Origin of the sequence: Serratia sp. Z4 (assembly GCF_009900725.1) — a bacterium.
In the GTDB taxonomy this organism is placed as follows: domain Bacteria; phylum Pseudomonadota; class Gammaproteobacteria; order Enterobacterales; family Enterobacteriaceae; genus Serratia; species Serratia nematodiphila.
On the sequence record NZ_JAAABD010000003.1, the window covers coordinates 319,038 to 342,825 of the forward strand.

Sequence of the window (23,788 nt, forward strand, 5' to 3'; positions counted from 1 at the left end):
CCGTCATGACAGAGATATCAAACATCATGTTAGTGAAATTATTAACCAAAGTTTTTGGCAGCCGTAACGATCGTACCCTGCGCCGCATGCGCAAAGTGGTTGAGCAGATCAACCGCATGGAACCGGACATGGAAAAACTGTCCGATGACGAGCTGAAAGCGAAAACCAACGAGTTCCGCGCACGCCTGGAAAAAGGTGAGTCGCTGGAAAGCCTGATCCCGGAAGCCTTCGCCGTGGTGCGCGAGGCGAGCAAGCGCGTGTTCGGCATGCGTCACTTCGACGTGCAGCTGCTGGGCGGCATGGTGCTGAACGACCGCTGCATCGCCGAGATGCGTACCGGTGAAGGTAAAACCCTGACCGCGACGCTGCCGGCCTACCTGAACGCCCTGAGCGGCCGCGGCGTGCACGTGGTGACCGTCAACGACTATCTGGCGCAGCGTGACGCCGAAAACAACCGCCCGCTGTTCGAGTTCCTCGGCCTGAGCATCGGCATCAACCTGCCGGGCATGCCGGCGCCGGCCAAGCGTGAAGCTTACGCCGCCGACATCACCTACGGCACCAACAACGAATACGGCTTCGACTACCTGCGCGACAACATGGCGTTCAGCCCGGAAGAGCGCGTGCAGCGCAAACTGCACTATGCGCTGGTGGATGAGGTGGACTCCATCCTGATCGATGAAGCGCGTACGCCGCTGATCATCTCCGGCCCGGCCGAAGACAGCTCCGAGATGTACATCAAGGTCAACAAGCTGATCCCTAAACTGATCCGCCAGGAAAAAGAAGACTCCGACACCTTCAAGGGTGAAGGGCACTTCTCGGTGGATGAGAAGGCGCGCCAGGTCCACCTGACCGAACGCGGCCTGATCCTGATCGAAGAGATGCTGGTGGAAGCCGGCATCATGGATGAAGGCGAATCGCTGTACTCGCCGACCAACATCATGCTGATGCACCACGTTACCGCCGCGCTGCGCGCCCACGTGCTGTTCACCCGCGACGTTGACTACATCGTGAAAGACGGCGAAGTGATCATCGTCGACGAACACACCGGCCGCACCATGCAGGGCCGCCGTTGGTCCGATGGCCTGCACCAGGCGGTGGAAGCCAAAGAAGGCGTGGAGATCCAGAACGAGAACCAGACGCTGGCTTCGATCACCTTCCAGAACTACTTCCGTCTGTACGAGAAGCTGGCCGGGATGACCGGTACCGCCGATACCGAAGCCTTCGAATTCAGCTCGATCTACAAGCTGGACACCATCGTGGTGCCAACCAACCGTCCGATGATCCGTAAGGACATGCCGGATCTGGTATACATGACTGAGAAAGAGAAGATCGGCGCCATCATCGAGGACATCCGCGAGCGTACCGCCAAAGGCCAACCGGTGCTGGTGGGTACCATCTCAATCGAGAAATCCGAAGTGGTGTCCCGTGAGCTGACCAAAGCGGGCATCGACCACAAGGTGCTGAACGCCAAATTCCACGCCATGGAAGCGGACATCGTCGCCCAGGCCGGCCAGAGCGGTGCGGTAACCATCGCCACCAACATGGCGGGTCGTGGTACCGATATCGTGCTGGGCGGCAGCTGGCAGGCCGAAGTGGCGCTGCTGGAAGCGCCGACCGAAGAGCAGATCGAAGCCATCAAAGCCGCCTGGAAAGAGCGCCACGACGCGGTGCTGGCGGCGGGCGGCCTGCATATCATCGGCACCGAGCGCCATGAATCGCGCCGTATCGATAACCAGCTGCGCGGCCGTTCCGGTCGTCAGGGCGACGCCGGTTCATCCCGCTTCTACCTGTCGATGGAAGATGCCCTGATGCGTATCTTCGCCTCGGATCGCGTGTCCGGCATGATGCGTAAACTGGGCATGAAAGAAGGCGAAGCGATTGAGCACCCGTGGGTGACCAAGGCGATCGCCAATGCCCAGCGTAAGGTAGAGAGCCGCAACTTCGACATCCGTAAGCAGCTGCTGGAGTACGATGACGTCGCCAACGATCAGCGCCGCGCCATCTACAGCCAACGCAACGAATTGCTGGACGTGTCCGACGTGAGCGAAACCATCGCCAGCATCCGCGAGGACGTGTTCAAGAGCACCATCGACAACTACATCACGCCGCAGTCGCTGGAAGAAGAGTGGGACATTCAGGGGCTGGAAGAGCGCCTGAAGAACGACTTCGATCTGGAGATGCCGATCGCCCAGTGGCTGGACAAAGAGCCGGAGCTGCACGAAGAGACGCTGCGCGAACGCATTCTGGAGAACGCCAAAGAGCAGTATCAGCGTAAGGAAGAAGTGGTCGGCAGCGAGATGATGCGCAACTTCGAGAAGGGCGTGATGCTGCAGACGCTGGATTCCCTGTGGAAAGAGCATCTGGCGGCGATGGACTACCTGCGCCAGGGTATCCACCTGCGCGGTTACGCGCAGAAGGATCCGAAGCAGGAGTACAAGCGTGAATCCTTCAACATGTTCGCCACTATGCTGGAATCGCTGAAATATGAAGTGATCAGCGTGCTGAGCAAGGTACAGGTGCGGATGCCGGAAGAGGTGGAAGCGCTGGAACAGCAGCGCCGTGAAGAGGCCGAGCGTCTGGCGCAGCAGCAACAGCTGAGCCACCACGACGAGAACGCGCTGGTGACTGAAGATCCGAACGCGCCGGCGACCGCCGAGCGTAAAGTGGGGCGCAACGATCCTTGCCCATGCGGTTCCGGCAAGAAATACAAGCAGTGCCACGGCCGCCTGCAGTAATGCCGGCCGCTGTTAACCGATAACACCCAGGGGTTCAGCTTGCTGAGCCCCTGTTTTTTGGCACCCATCAGGAGGGTGAGATGAAACATCTGAATATCGCCGTGGGCATTATCCGCAATGCTCAACAGGAGATCTTTATTACCCGCCGCGCCGCCGATGCGCACATGGCCGGCTTTTGGGAGTTTCCCGGCGGTAAGATCGAACAGGGTGAAACGCCGGAACAGGCGTTGAGCCGCGAGCTGCGGGAAGAGACCGGTATCGAAACCGAACGCGCCGAACTGCTGGAGGTGGTGGAGCACCGCTTCAGCGATCGCATCGTGACGCTGAATTTTTATCTGGTAGAAGCCTGGGCGGGTGAGCCGTTCGGCCGCGAGGGGCAACCGATGCGCTGGGTAAAACAGGCGGACCTGCGTGAAGACGAGTTCCCGGAAGCCAACGTCGGCATTATTCAGCTGCTGGTGGCACAGGCGAACGCCGCGCAATAACCAGTTTGGCCTGGCGTCCGCCAGGCCAACAGCGGGCGATCAGCGATCGTCCATTTCGCTCCAGTCTTCGCTTTCCGACAGATCGCTGTTGCTCGGAATGCGCTTCTCTTCATCGGCCCACTCGCCGAGATCGATCAGCTGGCAGCGTTTGCTGCAAAACGGCCGGAATGGACTGACTTCACCCCAAACCACGCCGGTGCCACAGGTTGGGCATTTTACTACGGTCGTCATAACGGTTCCTTACGCCTTCTGACAATACTGAGAAGGCTTTCTTTCATAAGTTCAACAACAGGCCAGTTCGAACGTCAGGCGTTCAGGCACCGCGCCATGTTCGCTGTCCAGCGGCAGGAAACGAATAGCATAACGCGTCTTATGGCCGGAAATCTGCGGATAAAGCTGCGGCGCCAGATGGAGGCGCAGGCGCAGCAGATCCGCCCCTTCGGCGTTGTCCTGGAAAAAACCGTTCAGGCTGATTTGATTGCGGAACGGCCCGGATTGGCGGATCAGATCCAACACCATGATCAGCGCCTGGTTCAGCGGATCCAGCGACTGCAGCCAGGCGGCGACGTCGGCGTCGCGATCTTGCTGCGGCGCGTGCATCCACATGTGCAGGGTCGGCAGATCGAAGCTGCAGCAACCGCCAGGAATGTTCAGCCGCTGACGCACCAGGCCGATCAGCCGATCTTCGCGCAGCGCCTGGCCGAGGCGCGGCGCCGCCATCAGCGCCGATGAGCGCGACTTCAGCTGGCCGCGCAGCTGGTCGATCAGCGCCATATCCACGCCCGGCACATCGGCCCAGGCCAACAGTTTCTGCTGCTGGCGCTCCAGCTCTTTGAGCAGTTCGGTGCGCACTTCGCCGCGCTCCAGCACGTCCAGCAAGTCGGAAACGGTGCGAAAGAAGGTGAGGGCGATGGCGGTTTCACTCAGGGCGCGTTGGCCGTGCAGCTGTTGCAGCAGGAATTCGATGCGCAGCCAGGTGCGCATCTTCTCGTTCAGCGGGTGTTCAAAGAGAACGGTTGGGGAAACATCACTCATGCAGTTTAATCCTGTTGGGGCGCTGTTGCCGCCAGTTCAAGGTAGCGACGATGCAGAGCGGCGACCTGTGGCTCTATCCCCTGAGCGGCGCCGCTGTTGTCAATAATGTCATCCGCCACGGCGAGGCGCTGCTGGCGCGTGGCCTGGGCGGCGAGAATGCTCTGCGCTTGCTCACGGCTTACGCCGTCGCGCGCGATGGTGCGAGCCAGCTGGGTTTCGGCGTCGACGTCGATCACCAGCACCCGATCGGCGCGATCCTGCAGGCGGTTTTCCACCAGCAGCGGCACCACCCACAGCGCGTACGGGCTGGTGGCCTGCGCCAGTTGGCGCTGGGTTTCTCGGTGTATCAGCGGGTGCAGCAGCTGGTTCAGCCAGGTTTTGTCATCGGGATGGCTGAAGATGCGCTGACGCAGCGCAGCGCGATCCAACGCACCGTCCGGCAGCAACATTTCATTACCAAATCGTTCGGCGATCGCGGCCAAGGCAGGGGTGCCCGGCTCGACGACCTGACGGGCGATCACGTCGGCATCGACAAGGGTTGCGCCGTGGCGCGCAAAGGCGTTCGCGACGGTCGTCTTGCCGCTGCCTATGCCCCCGGTCAACGCAACAATGTAGGCCATGGTGTTAGGTGCATCCGATGTTCATAAAAAAATAATAGTCGAATCATAAAGCGATCGCGCAGAAGTGCAAGTCGGCAGGCGGCGCTTGCGCATCGGCACCGATTGGGTGGCGAGAAAAAACGCAGCGGCACGGCAAAAATGAGCGGGCAATCACACTGCGATTATGCAGGTAAATTTGTCGGATTGTAGCGTAAATAAAGGCGAATTCGCAGTCTTGTTCGGCGATTATTAGCGCGTATTATAACGTCACTGGAACTGGCATTAATCTCGCCGCCGTCTTTTTGCGCCACTGGAAAGCCGTCGGGTAGAGGTTCGAATATCCTCCTTGCGATCCGTCGCCATTAACCAGGAAATCATAAGTCATGCGTATTGAAGAAGATTTGAAGTTGGGCTTTAAAGACGTGTTGATCCGCCCTAAGCGTTCCACGCTGAAAAGCCGCTCCGAGGTTGAACTGGAACGTCAGTTTACCTTCAAGCATTCAGGTTGCAGCTGGTCCGGCGTGCCGATTATCGCAGCCAACATGGACACGGTGGGCACCTTCCGCATGGCCGAGGCCCTGGCTTCTTTCGACGTTCTCACCGCCGTACACAAACATTACAGCGTCGAGCAATGGGCTGACTTCGTGCAGCGCATGCCGGAATCGGTGCTGCGCCATGTGATGGTGTCCACCGGCACCTCCGAAGCCGACTTCGCCAAAATGCAGCAAATCCTGGCGCTGTCTCCGGCGCTGAAATTCATCTGTATCGACGTGGCCAACGGCTATTCAGAGCATTTTGTCGCCTTCCTGCAGAAAGCGCGCGAAGCCTGCCCGAACCACGTCATCTGCGCCGGCAACGTGGTAACCGGCGAGATGGTGGAAGAGTTGATCCTCTCCGGCGCCGACATCGTTAAAGTCGGCATCGGCCCGGGGTCGGTATGCACCACCCGCGTGAAGACCGGCGTGGGCTATCCGCAGCTGTCGGCGGTGATCGAATGCGCCGACGCGGCCCATGGGCTGGGCGGCCAAATCGTCAGCGACGGCGGCTGCTCGGTGCCGGGCGATGTCGCCAAAGCCTTCGGCGGCGGTGCGGACTTCGTGATGCTGGGCGGCATGCTGGCCGGCCACGACGAGTGCGAAGGCACCGTGGTGGAAGAGAACGGCGAGAAGTTCATGCTGTTCTACGGCATGAGCTCTGAATCGGCGATGAAGCGCCACGTCGGCGGCGTAGCAGAGTATCGCGCGGCCGAAGGCAAAACCGTCAAGCTGCCGCTGCGCGGCGAGGTGGAGTTTACCGTGCGTGATATCCTCGGCGGCTTGCGTTCCGCCTGCACCTACGTCGGCGCCGAGCGTCTGAAAGAGCTGACCAAGCGCACCACCTTTATCCGCGTGGCGGAGCAGGAAAACCGCGTCTTCGGCAGCAAATAAGCCGCAGCTTGCATTCGGGCGCCGCGCACCGCGGTGCCCGCTATCCTCTTCTTTATCCCAGCACGCTGCCCAGTTGAAAGATAGGCAGATACATGGCGATCACCAAAGCGCCGACAATCCCGCCCACCACCAGCATCAACAGCGGCTCCAGCGTTTGCGCCAGCGTATCGGCCAGCTCGTGCGTCTGCCGTTCATACCACTGCGCCAACTTATCCAGCAAGGCGTCCAGCGAACCGGACTCCTCGCCCACCCGCACCAGCTGCCGGCACAGTGGCGGAAACAGCGGTTGCAAACCCAGGGCCTGATGAAACGCTTCGCCTTCGGCGATCTGCCGTTGCACCTGCTCCAGCGCCTGCCGGTACAGCGGATGATCCGCCGCCAGCGCCGCCGCGTTCAAACCTTCCACCAGCGTCAGCCCGGCGCGTTGGGTCATGGTCAGGATACGAAATGTTTGGCTCAGCGCGCCGCCGCTCACCAGCCGGGCAATCAGCGGCAGGCGCAGCAAGGCGGCCTGTTCGCGTTGGCGCCACGGAGGGCGCGGATGCAGCCAGCGGCAGTAGCCGAACAGCAACGCGCCGAGCAGCAGCGCCAAATAGGGGCCTACGGCGATCAGCAGCGCGGACAACCCCAATAATCCTTGGGTAAACCAGGGCAGCTGCGCATCGAACGACTGATAAACCTTGGCAAATTCCGGCAGCACCATCACCAGCATCAGCACGCTGACCAGCAGCGCCACCGCGCAGATGAAGAGGGGATAACGCAGCGCTTTGGTCACCTTGCGGCGCAGCAGCAACTGGGCCTCCTGTTGTTGCGCCAGCTGCAGGCAGCAGCGATCGAGGTTGCCGGTCAGTTCGCCGATGGCGATCAGTTGGCGATAGATCAGTGGAAAAACGCTTGGTTGTGCGGCAAGGCTTTCGGAGAGCGGCTGCCCTTCGCGCACCTGGTCGGCCAGCTGGCGCAGCAGGCAGCGCCAGGCTGCCGAAGGGTGCTCTGCCGCCAGAAGCTGCAGCGTATTGACCAGCGGCAGCCCGGCCTGCAACAGGGTAGCGAGCTGGCGGGTGAAGTGGATTAAGGGTTCTCCGCGCCATTGGCCGGGCGTGACGCGTTTGCCGTGCCCGATCCGCCAAGGTTGCAGGCCTTGTTCGATCAGCAGCCGGCTCACCTGCCGTTTTTCCTCGCTCATCAGTTCGCCGCGGCGTAAGGTGCCCTGAGCGTCGAAAGCTTGCCACAGAAACAACCGGCGCGCTTTCATGGCGTGGTTACGCCGAGTTGGACGACGTCGATCACGCGGTACAGTTCTTCCAGCGAGGTCGTGCCTTCGGCGGCCAGCGCCAGACCCGCCTGCAGCAGCGAAAGCTGCCCCTGTTCGCGGGCGATATCCGCCAGCAGACTGGGAGCGGCGTTCGCCAGCAATGCCGCCTGAATTTCCGGCGTAATGGCCAACAGTTCATACACGCCGATGCGCCCATAATAGCCGCCGAAGCAGTGCTCGCAGCCGTCGGCGCGCCAGGCGAGCAGCGGTTCCGCCCAGAGCGCGGTGGGAAAATGCGCCGGCTGGCTTTGCGGGTAGCGGCAGTGGCGACACAGCCTGCGCACCAGCCGCTGGGCGACGACCAGCTTCAGGCAGCCGGCGAGCAGGTAGCCGGGGATACCCATGTGCATCAGCCGCGTCAGGGTTTCAGCCGTGGAGTTGGTATGCAGCGTCGACAGCACCAGGTGGCCGGTTTGCGCGGCCTTGACCGCGATCTCGGCGGTTTCCGCATCGCGGATCTCGCCGATCATGATGACGTCCGGATCCTGGCGCAGCAGGGCACGCAGCACTCGGGTGAAGTTCAGCTCGGTTTTGGCGTTGATCTGGGTCTGATTGACGCCGAACAGCGGGATCTCGACCGGATCCTCGACGCTGCACAGGTTGCTTTGCGCATCATTCAACTGGCGCAGCCCGCTGTACAGCGTTACCGTCTTGCCGCTGCCGGTCGGGCCGGTCACCAGGATCAAACCTTGCGGGCAGGCCAACGCTGCCGCGTAGCGCGCCAGATCCGTCCGGCTCATGCCCAGTTGATCCAGCGGTAGCTCTTGCTGCTCGCCCTGCTGAACGCGCAGCACCACCTTTTCGCCGTGCAACGTCGGCAGGGTGGCGATGCGCATGGCATAGCGCGCGCTGTCCAGCGTCAGGCTGAGCTGCCCGTCCTGAGGTTGACGGCGCTCGGCGATATCCAGTTGGCCGAGGATCTTCAGCCGGGCGATGAGGCGCGCAGCCAGCTGCGGCGGCGGTGAGGCAAGGGTTTGCAGCACGCCGTCGATGCGCAGGCGAATGCGAAAATGCTGCCGAAAGGGCTCAAAGTGAATGTCCGAGGCGCGGCGCTGAATGGCCAGGCGCAGCGTCTGGTTGATGAACTGTACCACCGGCGCATCGCCGTCGTCGGGGTAGGCGATGTCGGTCGTGTCCTCTTCGGCCGTCAACGGCGCCGGGAGCGGCTCGTGGTGCTGGTTCAGCGCCATCTCCAGCCTGGCCGCCGGCCATTGTTCCAAATGGATGCGCTTGCCGGTGGCGAAACGTAGTGCCGCCAGCAGCCCCTGCGGCGCTTCTTCGCTGAGCGCGACCGTCAGGGTGGTCGGGTCTTCGCTCAGCGCCAGCGCCTGATAGCGCCGGCACAGGGCGTGAACCTCTTCGCTGATTTGCGCGTTCATCGCCATTACTCCGCCGCGTTGTCGAAGCGGAAGACTTCCTGGCACACCTCAACCAACGTCGCGTTTTCGCTGCTGCACAGCCGGGTCCAGCGGGTCAGCCCATCGGCGTTCGACTTGGGGGTTAATGCCACCGCCAGGCCCTGTAGCGTTTGGCTGCCGGTCAGCGTGATCACGCCTTTGACGACTTTCACCCCGCTGACATAGCGCGACGTGCCGCCGGTGGGAATGCCTTTGCTGCCAGCCTCGCAGCCGGCGGGCGCGCCTTCGTCCAGCACGCACAGCTCGACCGCCATTTTATACGGCGCCATGGTTTGCAGCATGTCGGTCATCGCCGCTTTCTGGATGTAGCGCTGGTAGGCGGGAATGCCGATGGCGCTGAGGATGGCGATGATGGCGATCACCACCATCAGTTCTATCAGGGTAAAGCCGCGTTGTGTTTCCATGCGTTGTTTCCTCCATTGGGGTGTGGAAGACAACGGTAGCGGTTTGCGCGGGGGAACGGCGAGCAGGTTTTACGCGTTTCTCGGCGTACTTCCATCAGTATTGATGTCGTTTGCAGCGGAGGGAAAAACGGTGCGAGGGGCTTCGCAAACTGCGGTAACGCCCCCGGCAGCGGCCGGGGGCGAGGGGATCATTTGAAGCGCATCGACAGATCGAGCGCGGTCACATGCTTGGTCAGCGCGCCGACCGAAATGTAATCCACGCCGGTCTCGGCGAAGGTGCGCAGCGTCTCGCGGGTGACGTTGCCGGACACTTCCAGCTGGGCGCGGCCCTGGGTTTGTGCGACCGCCTGACGCATCATCTCTACGCTGAAGTTGTCCAGCATGATGATGTCGGCGCCGGCATCCAGCGCCTGCTGCAGTTCATCGAGCGACTCGACTTCCACTTCCACCGGCACGTCGGCGTGCAGCCAGAAGGCTTTTTCCACCGCGTTCTTGATAGAACCGGAGGCGATGATGTGGTTTTCCTTGATCAGGAAGGCATCGGACAGCCCCAGCCGGTGGTTGCTGCCGCCCCCGCACAGCACGGCGTATTTCAGCGCGGTGCGCAGGCCGGGTAAGGTCTTGCGGGTATCGAGCAGGCGAGTCCGGGTGCCTTCCAGCAGGGCCACGTAGCGGCTGACTTCGGTCGCCACACCGGAGAGCGTCTGCACGAAGTTCAGCGCGGTGCGCTCGCCGGTCAGCATCACCCGCGCCGGGCCGCGCAGCCGGCAGAGCGGTTGGTTCGGCGTCAGACGGTCGCCGTCCGCCACCAGCCACTCCACCTGCACCTGATTGCCCAACTGAATAAAGACTTCGTTCAGCCAGCGACGGCCACAGAACACGCCGGCTTCGCGGGTGATGACGGTGGCTTCGGCCTGTTTGTCTGCCGGTAACAATTGCGCGGTAATATCGCGCCCGGCGTCGACTTCGCCCCCCAGGTCTTCGCGCAGCGCCTGGGCGACGGCATAGGGAATATCACTTTCAATTCGTTCAAGAAGCTCGGTGCGGCGACTGTCGGCACTGTAGCGGCGTGTCGGCATGGAAAACTCCGAAATGGACGGTTAGATCGTAGGGGAACATGCTACTCTGTTGCAGGAATAAGTACCACCGCAGAGAGGTGTCTGATGCAGTTGGAAAATGGCTGGATTGTTGGGGTGACGCGAGTGCTCTCGCCGCACTGCGATCGGCGCCCGGATGACGAGCCGCCCTCGCTGCTGGTCATCCACAACATCAGCTTGCCGCCCGGCGAGTTCGGTGGCCCCTATATCGACCAGCTGTTCACCGGCACGCTCGACCCTGCGCAGCACCCTTATTTCGCCGAGATCCATCAGCTGCGGGTGTCGGCGCATTGCCTGATTCGCCGCGGCGGAGAGATGGTGCAGTATGTGCCTTTCGACCAGCGTGCCTGGCACGCGGGCGTTTCCCTGTATCAGGGGCGCGATCGGTGCAACGATTTCTCCATCGGCATCGAGCTGGAAGGCACTGACCAGTTACCCTACACCGAAGCGCAATATCGCACGCTGCAGGCGGTCACCGTGCTGCTGGCCGAACGTTATCCGCCGCTGGCGGCCAATATCGCCGGGCATTGCGATATCGCCCCCGGCCGCAAGACCGATCCCGGGCCGGCGTTCGATTGGGATCGCTATCTGGCATCTCTGGAACAACGCGGCGCGCCCGCCGACGCTATGCTTGAGACAAGAAAAAGGGAGAGGAATCGCTAATGACGCTGTTTACGCTGTTGCTGGTTTTGGCCTGGGAGCGCCTGTTCAAGCTGGGAGAACACTGGCAGCTGGATCATCGCCTCGAAGTGGTATTTCAGCGGCTGCATCGGGTTTCGCTGGCACAGACGCTGGCGATGACCGCCGCCTGGATGGTGATCGTCTGGGGCGTTCTGTGGTTGTCGCACGGGCTGTTCTTCGGCGTGGTGACGCTGCTGCTGTGGATCGTCATCGATCTGCTGTGCGTCGGCGCCGGCATCAAGCGCAAACACTACCGCGCCTACCTGAAAGCGGCGCGGCAGGGGGATATCCACGCCAGCGATCAGATGGCGGAAGAGCTGGCGTTGATCCACGGCTTGCCGGTGGACTGCAGCGAAGAGCTGCGCCTGCGCGAGCTGCAAAACGCGCTGCTGTGGATTAACTTCCGTTATTACCTGGCGCCGCTGTTCTGGTTTGTGGTCTTTGGGCCGTACGGGCCGATCGCGCTGGCGGGGTATGCCTTTCTGCGCGCCTATCAAACCTGGCTGGCGCGCCACAATACGCCGCTGGAGCGTTTGCAATCGGGCATCGATCACCTGCTGAACTGGCTGGACTGGATCCCGGTGCGTTTGGCTGGAGTGGCCTACGCGCTGTTTGGCCACGGTGAACGCGCGTTGCCGGCCTGGTTCGCCTCGCTCGGGGATCGGCATTCGTCGTCGTATCAGGTGCTGACGCGGTTGGCCCAGTTCTCGCTGGCGCGCGATCCGCATATGGATCCGGTGCAAACGCCGCGGGCGGCGGTGACGCTGGCGCGCAAGGTGACGATGATCATCGTGGTGGTGGTGGCGCTGTTGACCATTTACGGCACGCTGCTTTAAGCCGCAGAGAAAAAAAACGGGCGCCGAGGCGCCCGTTTTTTTTTGGCCATTCGGCCGGGATTACAGCTTGGCGAAGCAGCGACGCGCGGCGTCGATGGTGCGCTGGATGTCTTCCTTGCTGTGCGCCACGGACATGAAGCCCGCTTCGAAGGCGGACGGCGCCAGATACACCCCTTCTTCCAGCATCAGGTGGAAGAAGCGCTTGAAGCGTTCCACGTCGCACTGCATCACGTCCTGGTAGCAGGTGACCGCCGGCGCGTCGGTGAAGAACAGGCCGAACATGCCGCCGACGTTGTTGACCACCAGCGGAATATTCTCCTCCTGCGCCGCATGCAGTAGGCCTGCGGCCAGCATCTCGGTCAGTTCGGTCAGCGTCTGGTGCACGCCGACCTGTGAGACTTCGGTCAAACAAGCGTAGCCCGCCGCCATGGCGATCGGGTTGCCGGACAGGGTGCCGGCCTGGTAGACCGGGCCGGTCGGCGCCAGCGCGTCCATTACTTCGCGACGGCCGCCGAAGGCGCCCACCGGCATGCCGCCGCCGATGATTTTGCCGAGGCAGGTCAGATCCGGCTCAACGCCGTAATAGGATTGCGCGCCGGCCAGCGCGACGCGGAAGCCGGTCATCACTTCGTCGATGATCAAGAGCGCGCCGTACTTGTCGCATAGGGCGCGCAGGCCCGGCAGGAATTCCGGCAGCGGCGGCACGCAGTTCATGTTGCCGGCGACCGGCTCGACGATGATACAGGCGATTTCGGACGGGTACTGTTCGAAGGCGGCGCGCACCGAATCCAGATCGTTATAGGTGCAGGTCAGAGTGTGCTTGGCGAAGTCGGCCGGCACGCCCGGTGAGTTCGGCTGGCCGAGGGTCAGCGCGCCGGAGCCGGCTTTCACCAGCAGGCAGTCGGCGTGGCCGTGATAGCAGCCTTCGAACTTGATGATTTTATCGCGGTTGGTGTAGCCGCGCGCCAGGCGGATGGCGCTCATGGTGGCTTCGGTGCCCGAGTTCACCATGCGCACCATATCCATCGTCGGCACCAGCTCAGTGACCAGCTGCGCCATTTTGACTTCCATCTCGGTCGGCGCGCCGAAGCTCAGGCCGCGCTGCGCCGCTTCGATTACCGCGTCGCGGATCGCCGGGTGGTTATGCCCCAGCACCATCGGCCCCCAGGAACCGACATAGTCGATATAGGCCTTGCCGTCGGCATCGAACAGGTAAGCCCCGTCTGCCCGCTCGATAAACAGCGGCACACCGCCCACGCCGGTGAATGCACGCACCGGAGAGTTTACCCCGCCGGGGATCAACTGTTGCGCCTGGGCGTACAGACTTTCGGACTTGCTGTGTAGGCTCATAAATCGGCTCCTGGATTCTCTTTTGAATGATTTGACCGCGCTATTCTAGAGGAGAGCGCCGCGTTATGAAACGATCACAGTCAGATACCATTAACGGCAGCGTCCGCCGCCAGGTTGGGGTAGAATTATCGCTCTGCCGATTTGTATTACAAATTACCTGACGAATCACTCGCGATGACAGAATCACAATCACAGCCCGTCGGGACGTTGAGCCCGCGTCTGCGCCGCAGCGATGCGGTGCGTCAGTTTATTCGCCGCGATAAAACCCCGGTGGCGATCCTGGTGATGGCCGCGCTGGTGGGGGCGCTGGCCGGTTTGCTCGGCGTGGCCTTCGATAAAGCGGTGGAGTGGGTGCAGCAGCAGCGGCTGGCTTCGCTGGCGCAGGTCGCCGACTCCTGGCTTCTGGTGTGGCCCCTGGCGTTTATCCTGTCCGCCGCGCTGGCGGCGCTGGGCTATTACCTGGTGCGGCGCTTTGCGCCTGAGGCGGGCGGCTCGGGCATTCCGGAAATCGAAGGCGCGCTGGAAGAGCTGCGGCCGGTACGCTGGTGGCGCGTGATCCCGGTGAAATTCATCGGCGGCATGGGCACGCTGGGGGCGGGCATGGTGCTGGGGCGTGAAGGGCCCACGGTGCAGATGGGCGGCAACGTCGGGCGCATGGTATTGGACGTGCTGCGCATTCGCGGCGCCGAGGCGCGTCATACGCTGCTGGCGACCGGGGCCGCCGCCGGGTTGTCCGCCGCGTTCAACGCGCCGCTGGCCGGCATCTTGTTCATCATCGAAGAGATGCGGCCGCAGTTCCGCTACAACCTGATCTCGATTAAAGCGGTGTTTATCGGCGTGATCATGTCGAGCGTGGTGTTCCAGCTGTTTAACGGCCAGGGGGCGGTGATCGCGGTCGACAAACTTTCTTCGGCGCCCATCAATACCCTGTGGCTCTATCTGGTGTTGGGGGCGATCTTCGGCGCGGTGGGCGTGGGGTTCAACGCGCTGATCTTCCGCACCCAGGACATGTTCGCGCGCCTGCACGGCGGCAGAATGCGCAATGTCTTGCTGATGGGCGGGCTGCTCGGCGGCGTGTGCGGCATTCTGGGGCTGATCCAGCCGGAGGCAGCGGGCGGCGGCTTTGGGCTGATCCCGATCGCCGCGGCGGGCAACTACAGCGTCGGCATGTTGATGTTTATCTTTATCACCCGCATCTTCACCACGCTGCTGTGCTTCGGTTCCGGCGCGCCGGGCGGCATCTTCGCGCCGATGCTGGCGTTGGGCACGCTGTTCGGCACCGCCTTCGGGCTGGCGGGGGCGCATCTGTTCCCGCAGTACGGCATTGAGGCGGGCACCTTCGCCATCGCCGGCATGGGGGCGCTGTTCGCCGCCACGGTGCGCGCCCCGCTGACCGGCATCGTGCTGGTGCTGGAAATGACCGACAACTACCAACTTATTTTACCGATGATCATCACCTGCCTCGGCGCCACGGTGGTGGCGCAGCTGCTCGGCGGCAAGCCGCTTTATTCGTCGATCCTGGCCCGCACGCTGCAAAAGCAGGAGGCGCAGCTGGCGCGGGAGGCGGCGCAGAAAACAAGTAAGGAAAATACAACAAATGCGGTGAATACTTGAACGCAACACTCAGGTATCGGATAATCGTTAATATTAATCAGGCAGCCATAGTCGCGATCTGATGCTGAACAATGTTGGGAGTAAAGAGTATGAGTGATCAAACGGCACTGCCCCTGCAATTTACCGAGGCAGCAGCAAACAAGGTTAAGTTCCTGATTGCTGACGAAGAAAACCCGAACCTGAAGTTGCGGGTTTATATTACCGGCGGCGGCTGCAGCGGATTCCAGTACGGCTTCACTTTTGACGACAAGGTCAACGATGGCGATATGACCATCGAGAAGCAGGGCGTGGCGCTGGTGGTCGATCCTATGAGCCTGCAGTACCTGGTCGGCGGTTCGGTGGACTACACCGAAGGGCTGGAAGGATCGCGCTTTGTGGTGACCAACCCGAATGCCAAAACCACCTGCGGTTGCGGTTCGTCGTTCAGCATCTGAGTTTGCCTGCCAGAATATCAACCCGCTCGCCTTACGGCCGGCGGGTTTTTTTATGCCTATCCTTCCACGAGGATCACTGCCGTGCCGTTCTCCTGCGCCGGCCGGCCGGCCGTGAGTGATGTGCGGCTGCTCAGCGTTCGAGAATAAAGGCGGGCAGCTTGAGATGCCAACGAATGGCCGCCAGCCGAATGGCCAGGGTAATGAGCATGCCCAGCATCATGGCCTGCTGCAGCGGCATGCCGAAGGTGTAAAACGCCGTGGCGTGCACGATGCCGCCGATGATGCAGGCGGTGGCGTAAATTTCGGTGCGCAGGATCATCGGGATCTCGCGCGCCAGCACGTCGCGGATAATGCCGCCGCCGACGCCGGTGATCACCCCCATGCAGATCGCCACCAGCGGGCCGGTGCCGGCCGCGAAGGCCTTGTTGACGCCGATGCCGACGAACACCGCCAGCCCGACGGCGTCCAGCACCGGCAGCACCCACTTCGGCAGGCGGCGCGGCTGGCGCACCAGCAGCAGCGTCAAGACGCAGGTGATCATCGCCACCACCAGATCGGTGGGATCCTTGACCCAGAATACCGGGCCGTTGGCCAGCGCCATGTCGCGGATGGTGCCGCCGCCGACCGCGGTGACCACGCCCAATACCAGCACGCCGAACGGATCCATGCGCAACTTGCCGGCCAGCAGCACGCCGGAGACGGCGAACACCGCCGTGCCGAGAATATCCAGCCAGAACACCAGCATCAGCGGATCTCCGCCAGCTGGCGGCACAGCTGCTGCGCCGCCAACAGTAGGCGCGGCCCGCCGCGATTGAACCAGTCTTCATTCAGCGCGATCACCGGCACCTGCAGCTGCGGCGCCCAGAAGGCTTTCACATTGGCGGCCTCTTTCGCGCCGCCGGTGATGACGATGGCCTGCGGCTGACGCGCCAGTACCTGCTCGCGGCTGATCTGCGGCCAAGGGGGGCGGCTGTCGGCGAAGACGTTCTGCCCGCCGCACAGCGCCAGCACCTGGCTTTGCAGCGTGGCGCCGGAGCTGGTGAACAGCGGCTGGGTGCCGAACTGCAGCAACACACGGCGTGGCACGTTAGTGGCGTACTGTTGCCTGAGAGCGGCGAACTGGCGGCGAAGGCCTTCTGCGGCCTGATGCGCCTGGTCCGGGTGCGGGCTGTAGCGCGCCAGCTTGTCCAGCAAGCCGGCGATCCCTTCGAGATTGTCGGCGTCCGCATAGAAGATCGGGATGCCGAACGCGGCGAGCTGATCCAACGCGCGTTGCGGATTGCCGCCGCGCCAGGCGAGGATCAGATCCGGCTTGAGCGCCAGCACCCGCTCCAGATTGATGCCCTGCCAGGAGGCCACCTGCTCCAGCCTGGCGGCCTGCGGCGGGTAATCGGAATAGGCGCTCGCCGCCACCAGCACATCGCCCATGCCGGCGGCATAGGCGAGTTCGGTGGCGTTGGGCGCCAGGCTGATCACCCGCTGCGCGGCGCCGGCCGGCAGAGCCAGCCAGAGCGCCAACAGGCAGAACATCGAGGTGAAGCACAGTCTCACATCAACCGCGCTTGGCCAGGGTTTGCAGCATGGCGTTGACCATCAGCGTGGACTGCTTGGCCGCTACCACCAGGAACTCGTCAAAGCTCATGTGCGATTCGCTGTCGGCGACGTCGGAAATGGCGCGCACCACCACGAACGGCGTGCCGAACAGATGGCAGACGTGGGCGATCGCCGCTGCTTCCATTTCCACGGCGGCGACGCTCGGGAAGGTGGCGCGGATGCGCGCCAGCGGTTCGGCGCCGTTGATGAAGGCGTCACCGCTGCAGATCAGGCCGCGCACCGCGTGCAGATCCAGCTGTTTGATGCAGCTTTCCGCCAGCGCGATCAGCGCGTCGTCGGCGACGAACGCCGCCGGGCAGCCGGCCATCTGGCCCGGCTCGTAGCCGAAGGCGGTGACGTCGGCGTCGTGGTAGCGCACTTCTTCCGACACCACGATATCGCCCACGCGCAGCGTGCTGGCCAGGCCGCCGGCGGAGCCGGTATTGATCACCACGTCCGGGCTGCAGTGCTCCAGCAACAGGGTGGTGCCCATGGCCGCAGAGACTTTGCCGATGCCGGATTTCAGCAGGGCCACGTCAACGCCGCCGATCTGGCCGGTGTAGATTTCGCAGCCCGCGCGCTGGATGGTTTGACGGTTTTCGATTTGATCGCGCAGCAGGGTGACTTCCTGCTCCATTGCGCCGATGATGCCTACTTTCATAAATAACACTCGCTGATTGGCCGTGAGAATTGCGGCATAGTCTATCATGGCTGTGTAAGAGAGATAATGCGTTGCATCCGCCGCCGGGAATTGTTATCACGGGGGCAGGGCGCAACGGCGGAGAAACAGATGTCCGGGATCGACTTCAAGCAAAAAATCAGCTTCCAACGGCCTTTCAGCAAACCGATCGAGGCCGAGGAAGAGTACGACATCGTGCGGCAGTTCGAGAGCGATCGCGGGCGCATCGTCAACTCGGCGGCCATTCGCCGTCTGCAGCAAAAAACTCAGGTATTTCCGCTGGAGCGCAACGCGGCGGTGCGCAGCCGCCTGACGCACTCGATGGAGGTGCAGCAGGTCGGGCGCCATATCGCCAAAGAGATCCTCAACCGCTTCAAACAGGCGGGGAAGATCGACGAACTCGGCCTGACCCGGTTGCTCGATCCGTTTGAAAGCATCGTGGAAATGGCCTGCCTGATGCACGACATCGGCAATCCGCCGTTCGGTCACTTCGGCGAATCGGCGATCAATGACTGGTTTTCCCAGCGGCTCGATCCCGCCAGCTGCGGCAGCGAGCCGGGCAGCCACGATCGCTGCCAGGTGGCGACGCTGCGCCTGCATGAAGGGGAGAGCGATCTGAACCGGCTGCGCAGCCGGATCCGTCAGGATCTCAGCCACTTCGAGGGCAACGCCCAGGCGATCCGCATGGTGTACAGCCTGCTCAAGCTCAACCTGACCTACGCGCAGGTCGGCTGCATTCTGAAATACACCCGCCCGGCCTACTGGGCGAGCGACATCCCCGCCAGCCACAGTTATCTGATGAAAAAGCCCGGCTACTATCTGGCGGAAGAGGCCTTCGTCGATCGGCTGCGGCGTGAGCTGCATATGGGCGAGTTCGATCGTTTCCCGCTGACCTACATTATGGAGGCCGCCGACGATATCTCGTACTGTGTGGCCGATCTGGAAGACGCGGTGGAGAAGAGCATTTTCACCGTCGAGCAACTGTATCAGCACCTGATTCAGGAGTGGGGCGAGGTGGCGCCGGGCGATCTGTTCGACAAGACCGTCGCCAGCGCGTTTCGCAAGATCGATCGCGGTGGCGCGCGGCGCAGCGCGGAAGATCAGTTCTTCATGTATCTGCGGGTGTTTACCGTGGCGCGGCTGGTGCCGCACGCGGCGCAGCGCTTTATCGACAATCTGGACGCGGTTTATCAGGGCAGCTTCAATCAGGCGCTGCTGGAGGATTCCAGCCCGGCCTACCGGCTGCTGAAAATATTTAAAAATGTGGCGTTCAAGCATGTGTTCAACCACCCGGAGGTCGAACAGCTCGAGCTGCAAGGCTACCGGGTGATCAGCGGCCTGCTGGACATTTACAGCCCGCTGTTGGCGATGTCGCTGGCGGACTTCAGCCTGCTGGTGCGTGAGGACAGCCACCGCGCTTACCCGATCGAAACGCGCCTGTTCCACAAGCTGTCCACCAAGCATCGGCTGGCGTATGCGGAGGCGGTAGAAGGGCTGCAGCATTTATCGCCGGAGCAGCAAGCCATTCGGGAATATTATTTCCGCGCGCGTTTATTGCAGGACTATATCAGCGGAATGACCGACCTTTATGCCTATGATGAATATCGTCGATTAATGGCGGCGGAATAATTAAGCTGAGGAATAATTATCAGCAATTCCAACCGGTTGGCTGTCTTGATTTTTGTAAAGACGGACAATATTTGTTTACTATTGCCAATCATCTGTGCCGGAACTTCAGGCTATTAATTAACTCTGAATAAGCACGCAAGACGGCCATTCTTTTTTGAACGACTTTATAAGAGACACACAGATGAAAAAAACCGCATTAGTTCTGAGCGCATTGGCATTCAGCATCGGCATGGCGATGGGCCCGGTGACGGCCAGCGCCGCTGAAACCGCCTCTTCCAGCACCCAGCAGTTGCCGAGCCTGGCGCCGATGCTGGAAAAGGTAATGCCTTCCGTGGTGAGCATTAACGTTGAGGGCAGCACCACGGTCAATACGCCGCGCATGCCGCAGCAGTTCCAACAGTTCTTCGGTGAAGATTCGCCGTTCTGCCAGGACGGTTCGCCGTTCCAGGGCTCGCCGATGTGTCAGGGCGGTGAACAGCCTGGGCCGGATGGCCAGCCGCAGGGCACGCAGCAGAAATTCCAGGCGCTGGGCGCCGGGGTGGTCATCGATGCCGCCAAGGGCTATGTGGTGACCAATAACCACGTGGTGGATAACGCCAACAAGATCCAGGTGCAGCTGAGCGACGGCCGCCGTTTCGACGCCAAGGTGATCGGCAAGGATCCGCGTTCCGACATCGCCCTGATCCAGCTGAAAGACTTCAAGAATCTGACGGCGATCAAGATGGCGGATTCCGATCAGTTGCGCGTCGGCGATTACACCGTAGCGATCGGCAACCCCTACGGGCTGGGCGAAACCGCCACCTCGGGCATCGTGTCCGCCCTGGGGCGCAGCGGCCTGAACATCGAAAACTACGAAAACTTTATCCAGACCGATGCGGCGATCAACCGCGGCAACTCCGGCGGCGCGCTGGTTAACCTGAACGGCGAGCTGATCGGCATCAACACCGCGATCCTGGCGCCGGACGGCGGCAACATCGGCATCGGCTTCGCCATTCCGAGCAATATGGTGAAAAACCTGACGGCGCAAATGGTCGAGTATGGCCAGGTGAAACGCGGCGAGCTGGGCATCATGGGCACCGAGCTGAACTCGGAGCTGGCCAAGGCGATGAAGGTCGACGCGCAGCGTGGGGCCTTCGTCAGCCAGGTAATGCCGAAATCTTCCGCCGCGAAGGCGGGCATCAAGGCCGGCGACGTGATCGTCACCATGAACGGCAAGGCCATCTCCAGCTTCGCCTCGTTCCGGGCAGAGATTGGCACGCTGCCGGTCGGCAGCAAGATGTCGCTGGGCATTATCCGCGACGGCAAGCCGGTAACGATTGACGTCACGCTGGAGCAAAGCGCGCAGACCCAGGTGGCCTCGGGCAATATCTACACCGGCATTGAAGGCGCCGAGCTGAGCAATACCCAGGTCGGCAACGTGAAAGGCGTTAAGGTCGACAGCGTGAAAGCCGGCAGCGCCGCCGCGCGTATCGGCCTGAAAAAGGGCGACGTGATCCTGGGCGTGAACCAACAGCCGATCCAGAACCTGGGCGAGCTGCGTAAAATCCTCGACAGCAAACCGTCGGTGCTGGCGTTGAATATTCAGCGCGGCGATAGCCAGCTGTACCTGCTGGCGCAGTGATAAACGTCAGGCGCTAAAAGCAACAAAGGCACGCTACGGCGTGCCTTTTTGCATTATGGCCTGAGGATTCAGGCCGGTTGCGCCAGATGCGCGCGCGCCGCGTGGATCACCAGTTCAATCTCATCCAACAGCTCCAGCCACTCCGGCTCCAGTTCGTCGTTGGTGATGCCCTGGCGCAGCTGCCGCTCGAGGTAGAAACACAGCTGCTTGAGGCGCGGCACGCCGCTGTAGCTGCAGCTGCCATGCAGCTTATGGACGAGGTCGAGGATCTCGTCGTCGTGTTGCCCCTCGAGCAGCGCCTGCACCCGCTCGCGCACCTGCGGCAGGAAATCGAGCAGCATTTGCAGCAGATCGCGCGCCAGATCCGGCTTATTGGCCGCCTGGCGCAGCGCCAGCGGCCAGTCGAGCGACAGCGGCGCGTCGTCGGCGACGGCGTTTTCCATTTCGCCACTGTGATAGCGCGACAGCACGCGGGTCAGCATTTTCTCGTCGATCGGCTTGGCCAGGTAGTCGTCCATCCCGGCCTGCAGCAGGTGCTCGCGCTCGCCGCTGGCTGCATGGGCGGTGACGGCGACGATCGGCGTGGAGTTGTGGTGCGGCAACTGGCGGATCAGTTCGCTGGCGTGAATGCCGTCCATCTTCGGCATTTGAATGTCCATCAGGATCAGATCCAGCACGTTGTTGCGCGCCAGCGCCAGCGCTTCCTCACCGCTCTCGCACAGCAGCGTTTTTTCCACCTGTTCGCCCAGCAGCGTGCCGATCAGCTTCAGGTTGGCCGGGTTGTCGTCGACCGCCATCACCGTCAGCGGCAGACGTTTACGCTCAGGCGGGGCGGCGAGCCGATCGGGCGTCTCCATTCTCAGCAGAGGGAACAGACGCGTGCTGGTGATCGGCTTGATCAGGCAGCCGAGCGCGCCTTGTTGTTTAAGCAGCTCGGCATCGATCTGCGCCTGGCACGGCAGCGCCAGAATGACCCTATCGGCCAGCTTCAGCGAGGCCAGCAATTTGTCCTGATGCTGCGCCATGTTGTCGCGGAACGGGATCGGCACGCCGGCCAGCAGGAAGTCATAGTGGCTTGGCGGCAACTGGCCCAGCGTCGGCGAGTGGGTGATCACCAGCTGCGTGACGCTGAGCATGTTGAGCGTCGCCTGCGCCGCCGTCGGGTTAGACTCGATATAGGCCAGCGTTTTGCCGTTCAGATCCGGCAGACTCGGCGCCAGCGACAGCATGCCCTCGTTCAGATCCAGCGTGATATGGAACCAGAAGGTCGAGCCGCGGTTCAACTGGCTGTGGAAGCAGATATCGCCCCCCATCTCTTTCACCAGCTTTTGTGTGATCACCAGCCCCAGCCCGGTGCCGCCGTGGCGGCGGGAGATGCTGGCGTCCGCCTGGCGGAATGCCTGGAACAGCTGCGACTGCTGGCGTTCGGAGATGCCGATGCCGGTATCGTGGATCTGCACTTCCACTTCCACCCGGCGATCCAGCTGTTTGCGCAGCTCGACGCGAATGTCGATATTGCCGGTTTCGGTGAATTTGATGGCGTTGCCCAGCAGGTTGGTGATGATTTGCTGCAGGCGCAGCGAGTCGCCGATCACCTGCTCCGGCACGTCGTTGTGCACATCCAGCGTCAGCTCCAGGCCCTTGTCGTGGGCGCTGGGCGCCAGCAGCACCACCACTTCGTCCAGCGTTTCACGCAGGGCGAACGGAATATGCTCCAGCACCAGCTTGCCGGCCTCCAGCTTGGAAAAGTCCAGCACGTCATTGATGATGGTCAGCAGGTTGTTGGCCGAGCGCTCGATGGTCTGCAAATAGTCGGTCTGGGTTGCGCTCAGATCGGTTTTCAGCATCTGGCGGGTGAAGCCGATCACGCCGTTGAGCGGAGTACGCAGCTCATGCGACATGTTGGCCAGAAATTCGGACTTGATGCGCGCCGCCTCCTGCGCACGTTTTTTCGCCAGATCCAGTTCGACGTTCTGGATCTCCATCTGCTCCAGCGTTTCGCGCAGGTCTGACGTGGCCTGATCGATGTTCTGCTGCATCTCTTCGTGATAGGCGGTGAGCGACATCGCCATCGAGTTGATGCCGTTTTTCAGCATGTGCAGCTCGCCGAGCATGTAGCCTTCCACGCGGCTGTCGAGCTGGCCGCGGCGGATGCGGTCGACGGTGTTCACCATATTGCGGATCGGGCCGGTCACGTCGCGCATCAGCCGGTAAGCGAACAGGATGGCGATACACATGCACAGCAGCAACAGCAGGGTAGAGACAAAGACCTCTTTATATTGCTGCAGCCGCACCGACTGCAGATCCAGCTCGATCGCCACATAGCCCAGGTTGTTGTCGGGATGGCTGCCGCCGTCGGCGGTTTCATCCGGATACTGGCTTTCCGACAGGATCGGCGTGCGCAGGATCAGCGAATCGCCGCGTCGGGTGAGCATCAGATCGGTGGGCAACGGCACGCCTTTCGGCAGCTGCAGCTGAGCGAAGTTGTGATGATAATTGGAGGTGACGAACAAATTGTTCTGCGCATCGAACACGGTGATCGAACGCACGATGTCCGAATGGCGGCGGTGCAACAGGCTGACCAACTGCCTGACCGATTCGCGGCTGCGGAACGTCATGCCGTACTCGCTGGCCACCGCCAGCGGCTCGATGATGCTGGCGCCGGCGTCGACCAGTTGTTCCTGCAGCTCGTTATAGCGGTGCACCACGAAGAAGGTGCTGAGAAGCAAACCAATCAGCAAGGTCGGTGCCAGAATCAGGATCATCATGCGCGCACGCAGGCTGTATTTGGTCATGGGATTCCAATGTGGGAGAATTGACAGCTGACACTAGCTTAATG

General features: G+C 61.9%; 21 protein-coding genes. 9 read left to right on the top strand and 12 right to left on the bottom strand.

What is annotated here, in order from left to right; translation table 11 throughout:
* Window positions 1-26 precede the first annotated feature (26 nt).
* Together secA and mutT are read left to right on the top strand one after the other, a co-directional pair.
* Window positions 27-2,735 (top strand): preprotein translocase subunit SecA, encoded by a 2,709-nt coding sequence (secA, locus tag GT753_RS15430; RefSeq protein WP_004932741.1) that lies wholly within the window; start codon window positions 27-29, stop codon window positions 2,733-2,735.
* 80 nt (window positions 2,736-2,815) lie between these two features.
* Window positions 2,816-3,220, top strand: a complete 405-nt coding sequence (mutT, locus tag GT753_RS15435; RefSeq protein WP_021505332.1) for an 8-oxo-dGTP diphosphatase MutT — start codon at window positions 2,816-2,818, stop codon at window positions 3,218-3,220.
* Window positions 3,221-3,259: 39 nt separating this feature from the next.
* Here mutT and yacG read toward each other — a convergent pair whose 3' ends face one another.
* Genes yacG through coaE form a run of 3 tightly spaced genes read right to left on the bottom strand, consistent with a single transcriptional unit; the run spans window position 3,260 to window position 4,875 of the window.
* Window positions 3,260-3,451, bottom strand: coding sequence for a DNA gyrase inhibitor YacG (yacG, locus tag GT753_RS15440; protein WP_004932737.1), 192 nt, complete (start codon window positions 3,449-3,451; stop codon window positions 3,260-3,262).
* A gap of 51 nt (window positions 3,452-3,502) precedes the next feature.
* Window positions 3,503-4,255 (bottom strand): cell division protein ZapD, encoded by a 753-nt coding sequence (gene zapD / locus GT753_RS15445; protein ID WP_004932732.1) that lies wholly within the window; start codon window positions 4,253-4,255, stop codon window positions 3,503-3,505.
* 5 nt (window positions 4,256-4,260) lie between these two features.
* Window positions 4,261-4,875 carry a dephospho-CoA kinase gene (gene coaE / locus GT753_RS15450; protein WP_004932729.1) on the bottom strand — a complete coding sequence of 205 codons (615 nt, stop codon included), beginning with the start codon at window positions 4,873-4,875 and terminating at the stop codon, window positions 4,261-4,263.
* Between the two features lie 362 nt (window positions 4,876-5,237).
* On the opposite strand from coaE, the gene GT753_RS15455 reads away from it, so the two are divergent.
* On the top strand, window positions 5,238-6,281 hold the full coding sequence (locus GT753_RS15455; protein ID WP_015376656.1) for a GMP reductase: 1,044 nt from the start codon (window positions 5,238-5,240) through the stop codon (window positions 6,279-6,281).
* Window positions 6,282-6,333: 52 nt separating this feature from the next.
* On the opposite strand, the gene hofC is transcribed toward GT753_RS15455, so the two are convergent.
* From hofC to nadC, 4 genes are all read right to left on the bottom strand, one after another.
* Window positions 6,334-7,533: a protein transport protein HofC gene (gene hofC, locus GT753_RS15460; RefSeq protein WP_015376657.1), complete on the bottom strand. Its 1,200-nt coding sequence runs from the start codon at window positions 7,531-7,533 to the stop codon at window positions 6,334-6,336.
* Window positions 7,530-8,972: a type II secretion system protein GspE gene (gene gspE, locus GT753_RS15465; protein ID WP_044031906.1), complete on the bottom strand. Its 1,443-nt coding sequence runs from the start codon at window positions 8,970-8,972 to the stop codon at window positions 7,530-7,532. The genes hofC and gspE overlap by 4 nt, the downstream gene beginning before the upstream one ends.
* Before the next feature lie 5 nt (window positions 8,973-8,977).
* Window positions 8,978-9,415, bottom strand: a complete 438-nt coding sequence (ppdD, locus tag GT753_RS15470) for a prepilin peptidase-dependent pilin (protein ID WP_049242050.1) — start codon at window positions 9,413-9,415, stop codon at window positions 8,978-8,980.
* Window positions 9,416-9,603: 188 nt separating this feature from the next.
* Window positions 9,604-10,494, bottom strand: coding sequence for a carboxylating nicotinate-nucleotide diphosphorylase (gene nadC / locus GT753_RS15475; protein ID WP_004932717.1), 891 nt, complete (start codon window positions 10,492-10,494; stop codon window positions 9,604-9,606).
* A gap of 84 nt (window positions 10,495-10,578) precedes the next feature.
* Here nadC and ampD point away from each other — a divergent pair, with 84 nt between their 5' ends.
* Together ampD and ampE are read left to right on the top strand one after the other, a co-directional pair.
* Window positions 10,579-11,175, top strand: a complete 597-nt coding sequence (gene ampD, locus GT753_RS15480; RefSeq protein WP_160125740.1) for a 1,6-anhydro-N-acetylmuramyl-L-alanine amidase AmpD — start codon at window positions 10,579-10,581, stop codon at window positions 11,173-11,175.
* Entirely contained in the window at window positions 11,175-12,029 is an 855-nt protein-coding gene (ampE, locus tag GT753_RS15485; protein ID WP_160125741.1) for a beta-lactamase regulator AmpE, read from the top strand. The genes ampD and ampE overlap by 1 nt, the downstream gene beginning before the upstream one ends.
* 60 nt (window positions 12,030-12,089) lie before the next feature.
* Here the strand turns inward: ampE and hemL are convergent, their stop codons facing one another.
* Entirely contained in the window at window positions 12,090-13,379 is a 1,290-nt protein-coding gene (gene hemL, locus GT753_RS15490; RefSeq protein ID WP_015376661.1) for a glutamate-1-semialdehyde 2,1-aminomutase, read from the bottom strand.
* 174 nt (window positions 13,380-13,553) lie between these two features.
* Here hemL and clcA point away from each other — a divergent pair, with 174 nt between their 5' ends.
* Window positions 13,554-14,993: a H(+)/Cl(-) exchange transporter ClcA gene (clcA, locus tag GT753_RS15495; RefSeq protein ID WP_033634217.1), complete on the top strand. Its 1,440-nt coding sequence runs from the start codon at window positions 13,554-13,556 to the stop codon at window positions 14,991-14,993.
* A gap of 89 nt (window positions 14,994-15,082) precedes the next feature.
* Window positions 15,083-15,427, top strand: coding sequence for an iron-sulfur cluster insertion protein ErpA (gene erpA, locus GT753_RS15500; RefSeq protein ID WP_004932708.1), 345 nt, complete (start codon window positions 15,083-15,085; stop codon window positions 15,425-15,427).
* A 130-nt stretch (window positions 15,428-15,557) separates the two neighbouring features.
* Here erpA and GT753_RS15505 read toward each other — a convergent pair whose 3' ends face one another.
* The 3 genes from GT753_RS15505 to mtnN are packed head-to-tail and all read right to left on the bottom strand — an operon-like array spanning window position 15,558 to window position 17,681.
* The gene (locus tag GT753_RS15505; RefSeq protein WP_019455092.1) at window positions 15,558-16,172 is read right to left on the bottom strand and encodes a TRIC cation channel family protein; all 615 of its coding nucleotides are present in this window, start codon (window positions 16,170-16,172) and stop codon (window positions 15,558-15,560) included.
* Window positions 16,172-16,957 (bottom strand): vitamin B12 ABC transporter substrate-binding protein BtuF, encoded by a 786-nt coding sequence (btuF, locus tag GT753_RS15510; RefSeq protein ID WP_160125758.1) that lies wholly within the window; start codon window positions 16,955-16,957, stop codon window positions 16,172-16,174. The genes GT753_RS15505 and btuF overlap by 1 nt, the downstream gene beginning before the upstream one ends.
* A gap of 22 nt (window positions 16,958-16,979) precedes the next feature.
* Entirely contained in the window at window positions 16,980-17,681 is a 702-nt protein-coding gene (mtnN, locus tag GT753_RS15515) for a 5'-methylthioadenosine/S-adenosylhomocysteine nucleosidase (RefSeq protein WP_015376665.1), read from the bottom strand.
* 129 nt (window positions 17,682-17,810) lie between these two features.
* On the opposite strand from mtnN, the gene dgt reads away from it, so the two are divergent.
* A complete protein-coding gene (dgt, locus tag GT753_RS15520) occupies window positions 17,811-19,328 on the top strand; it encodes a dGTPase (protein WP_099982107.1) in 1,518 nt (505 codons plus the stop codon).
* Between the two features lie 181 nt (window positions 19,329-19,509).
* Window positions 19,510-20,949: a serine endoprotease DegP gene (gene degP / locus GT753_RS15525; RefSeq protein WP_160125742.1), complete on the top strand. Its 1,440-nt coding sequence runs from the start codon at window positions 19,510-19,512 to the stop codon at window positions 20,947-20,949.
* A 68-nt stretch (window positions 20,950-21,017) separates the two neighbouring features.
* Here degP and barA read toward each other — a convergent pair whose 3' ends face one another.
* Window positions 21,018-23,744 carry a two-component sensor histidine kinase BarA gene (gene barA / locus GT753_RS15530; RefSeq protein WP_160125743.1) on the bottom strand — a complete coding sequence of 909 codons (2,727 nt, stop codon included), beginning with the start codon at window positions 23,742-23,744 and terminating at the stop codon, window positions 21,018-21,020.
* Window positions 23,745-23,788: the final 44 nt, after the last annotated feature.

Bases quoted from the DNA above. Each gene is read 5' to 3' on its own strand.
- secA (WP_004932741.1), top strand. From the start codon at position 27: ATGTTAGTGAAATTATTAACCAAAGTTTTTGGCAGCCGTAACGATCGT.
- mutT (WP_021505332.1), top strand. From the start codon at position 2,816: ATGAAACATCTGAATATCGCCGTGGGCATTATCCGCAATGCTCAACAG.
- yacG (WP_004932737.1), bottom strand. From the start codon at position 3,451: ATGACGACCGTAGTAAAATGCCCAACCTGTGGCACCGGCGTGGTTTGG.
- zapD (WP_004932732.1), bottom strand. From the start codon at position 4,255: ATGAGTGATGTTTCCCCAACCGTTCTCTTTGAACACCCGCTGAACGAG.
- coaE (WP_004932729.1), bottom strand. From the start codon at position 4,875: ATGGCCTACATTGTTGCGTTGACCGGGGGCATAGGCAGCGGCAAGACG.
- GT753_RS15455 (WP_015376656.1), top strand. From the start codon at position 5,238: ATGCGTATTGAAGAAGATTTGAAGTTGGGCTTTAAAGACGTGTTGATC.
- hofC (WP_015376657.1), bottom strand. From the start codon at position 7,533: ATGAAAGCGCGCCGGTTGTTTCTGTGGCAAGCTTTCGACGCTCAGGGC.
- gspE (WP_044031906.1), bottom strand. From the start codon at position 8,972: ATGAACGCGCAAATCAGCGAAGAGGTTCACGCCCTGTGCCGGCGCTAT.
- ppdD (WP_049242050.1), bottom strand. From the start codon at position 9,415: ATGGAAACACAACGCGGCTTTACCCTGATAGAACTGATGGTGGTGATC.
- nadC (WP_004932717.1), bottom strand. From the start codon at position 10,494: ATGCCGACACGCCGCTACAGTGCCGACAGTCGCCGCACCGAGCTTCTT.
- ampD (WP_160125740.1), top strand. From the start codon at position 10,579: ATGCAGTTGGAAAATGGCTGGATTGTTGGGGTGACGCGAGTGCTCTCG.
- ampE (WP_160125741.1), top strand. From the start codon at position 11,175: ATGACGCTGTTTACGCTGTTGCTGGTTTTGGCCTGGGAGCGCCTGTTC.
- hemL (WP_015376661.1), bottom strand. From the start codon at position 13,379: ATGAGCCTACACAGCAAGTCCGAAAGTCTGTACGCCCAGGCGCAACAG.
- clcA (WP_033634217.1), top strand. From the start codon at position 13,554: ATGACAGAATCACAATCACAGCCCGTCGGGACGTTGAGCCCGCGTCTG.
- erpA (WP_004932708.1), top strand. From the start codon at position 15,083: ATGAGTGATCAAACGGCACTGCCCCTGCAATTTACCGAGGCAGCAGCA.
- GT753_RS15505 (WP_019455092.1), bottom strand. From the start codon at position 16,172: ATGCTGGTGTTCTGGCTGGATATTCTCGGCACGGCGGTGTTCGCCGTC.
- btuF (WP_160125758.1), bottom strand. From the start codon at position 16,957: ATGTTCTGCCTGTTGGCGCTCTGGCTGGCTCTGCCGGCCGGCGCCGCG.
- mtnN (WP_015376665.1), bottom strand. From the start codon at position 17,681: ATGAAAGTAGGCATCATCGGCGCAATGGAGCAGGAAGTCACCCTGCTG.
- dgt (WP_099982107.1), top strand. From the start codon at position 17,811: ATGTCCGGGATCGACTTCAAGCAAAAAATCAGCTTCCAACGGCCTTTC.
- degP (WP_160125742.1), top strand. From the start codon at position 19,510: ATGAAAAAAACCGCATTAGTTCTGAGCGCATTGGCATTCAGCATCGGC.
- barA (WP_160125743.1), bottom strand. From the start codon at position 23,744: ATGACCAAATACAGCCTGCGTGCGCGCATGATGATCCTGATTCTGGCA.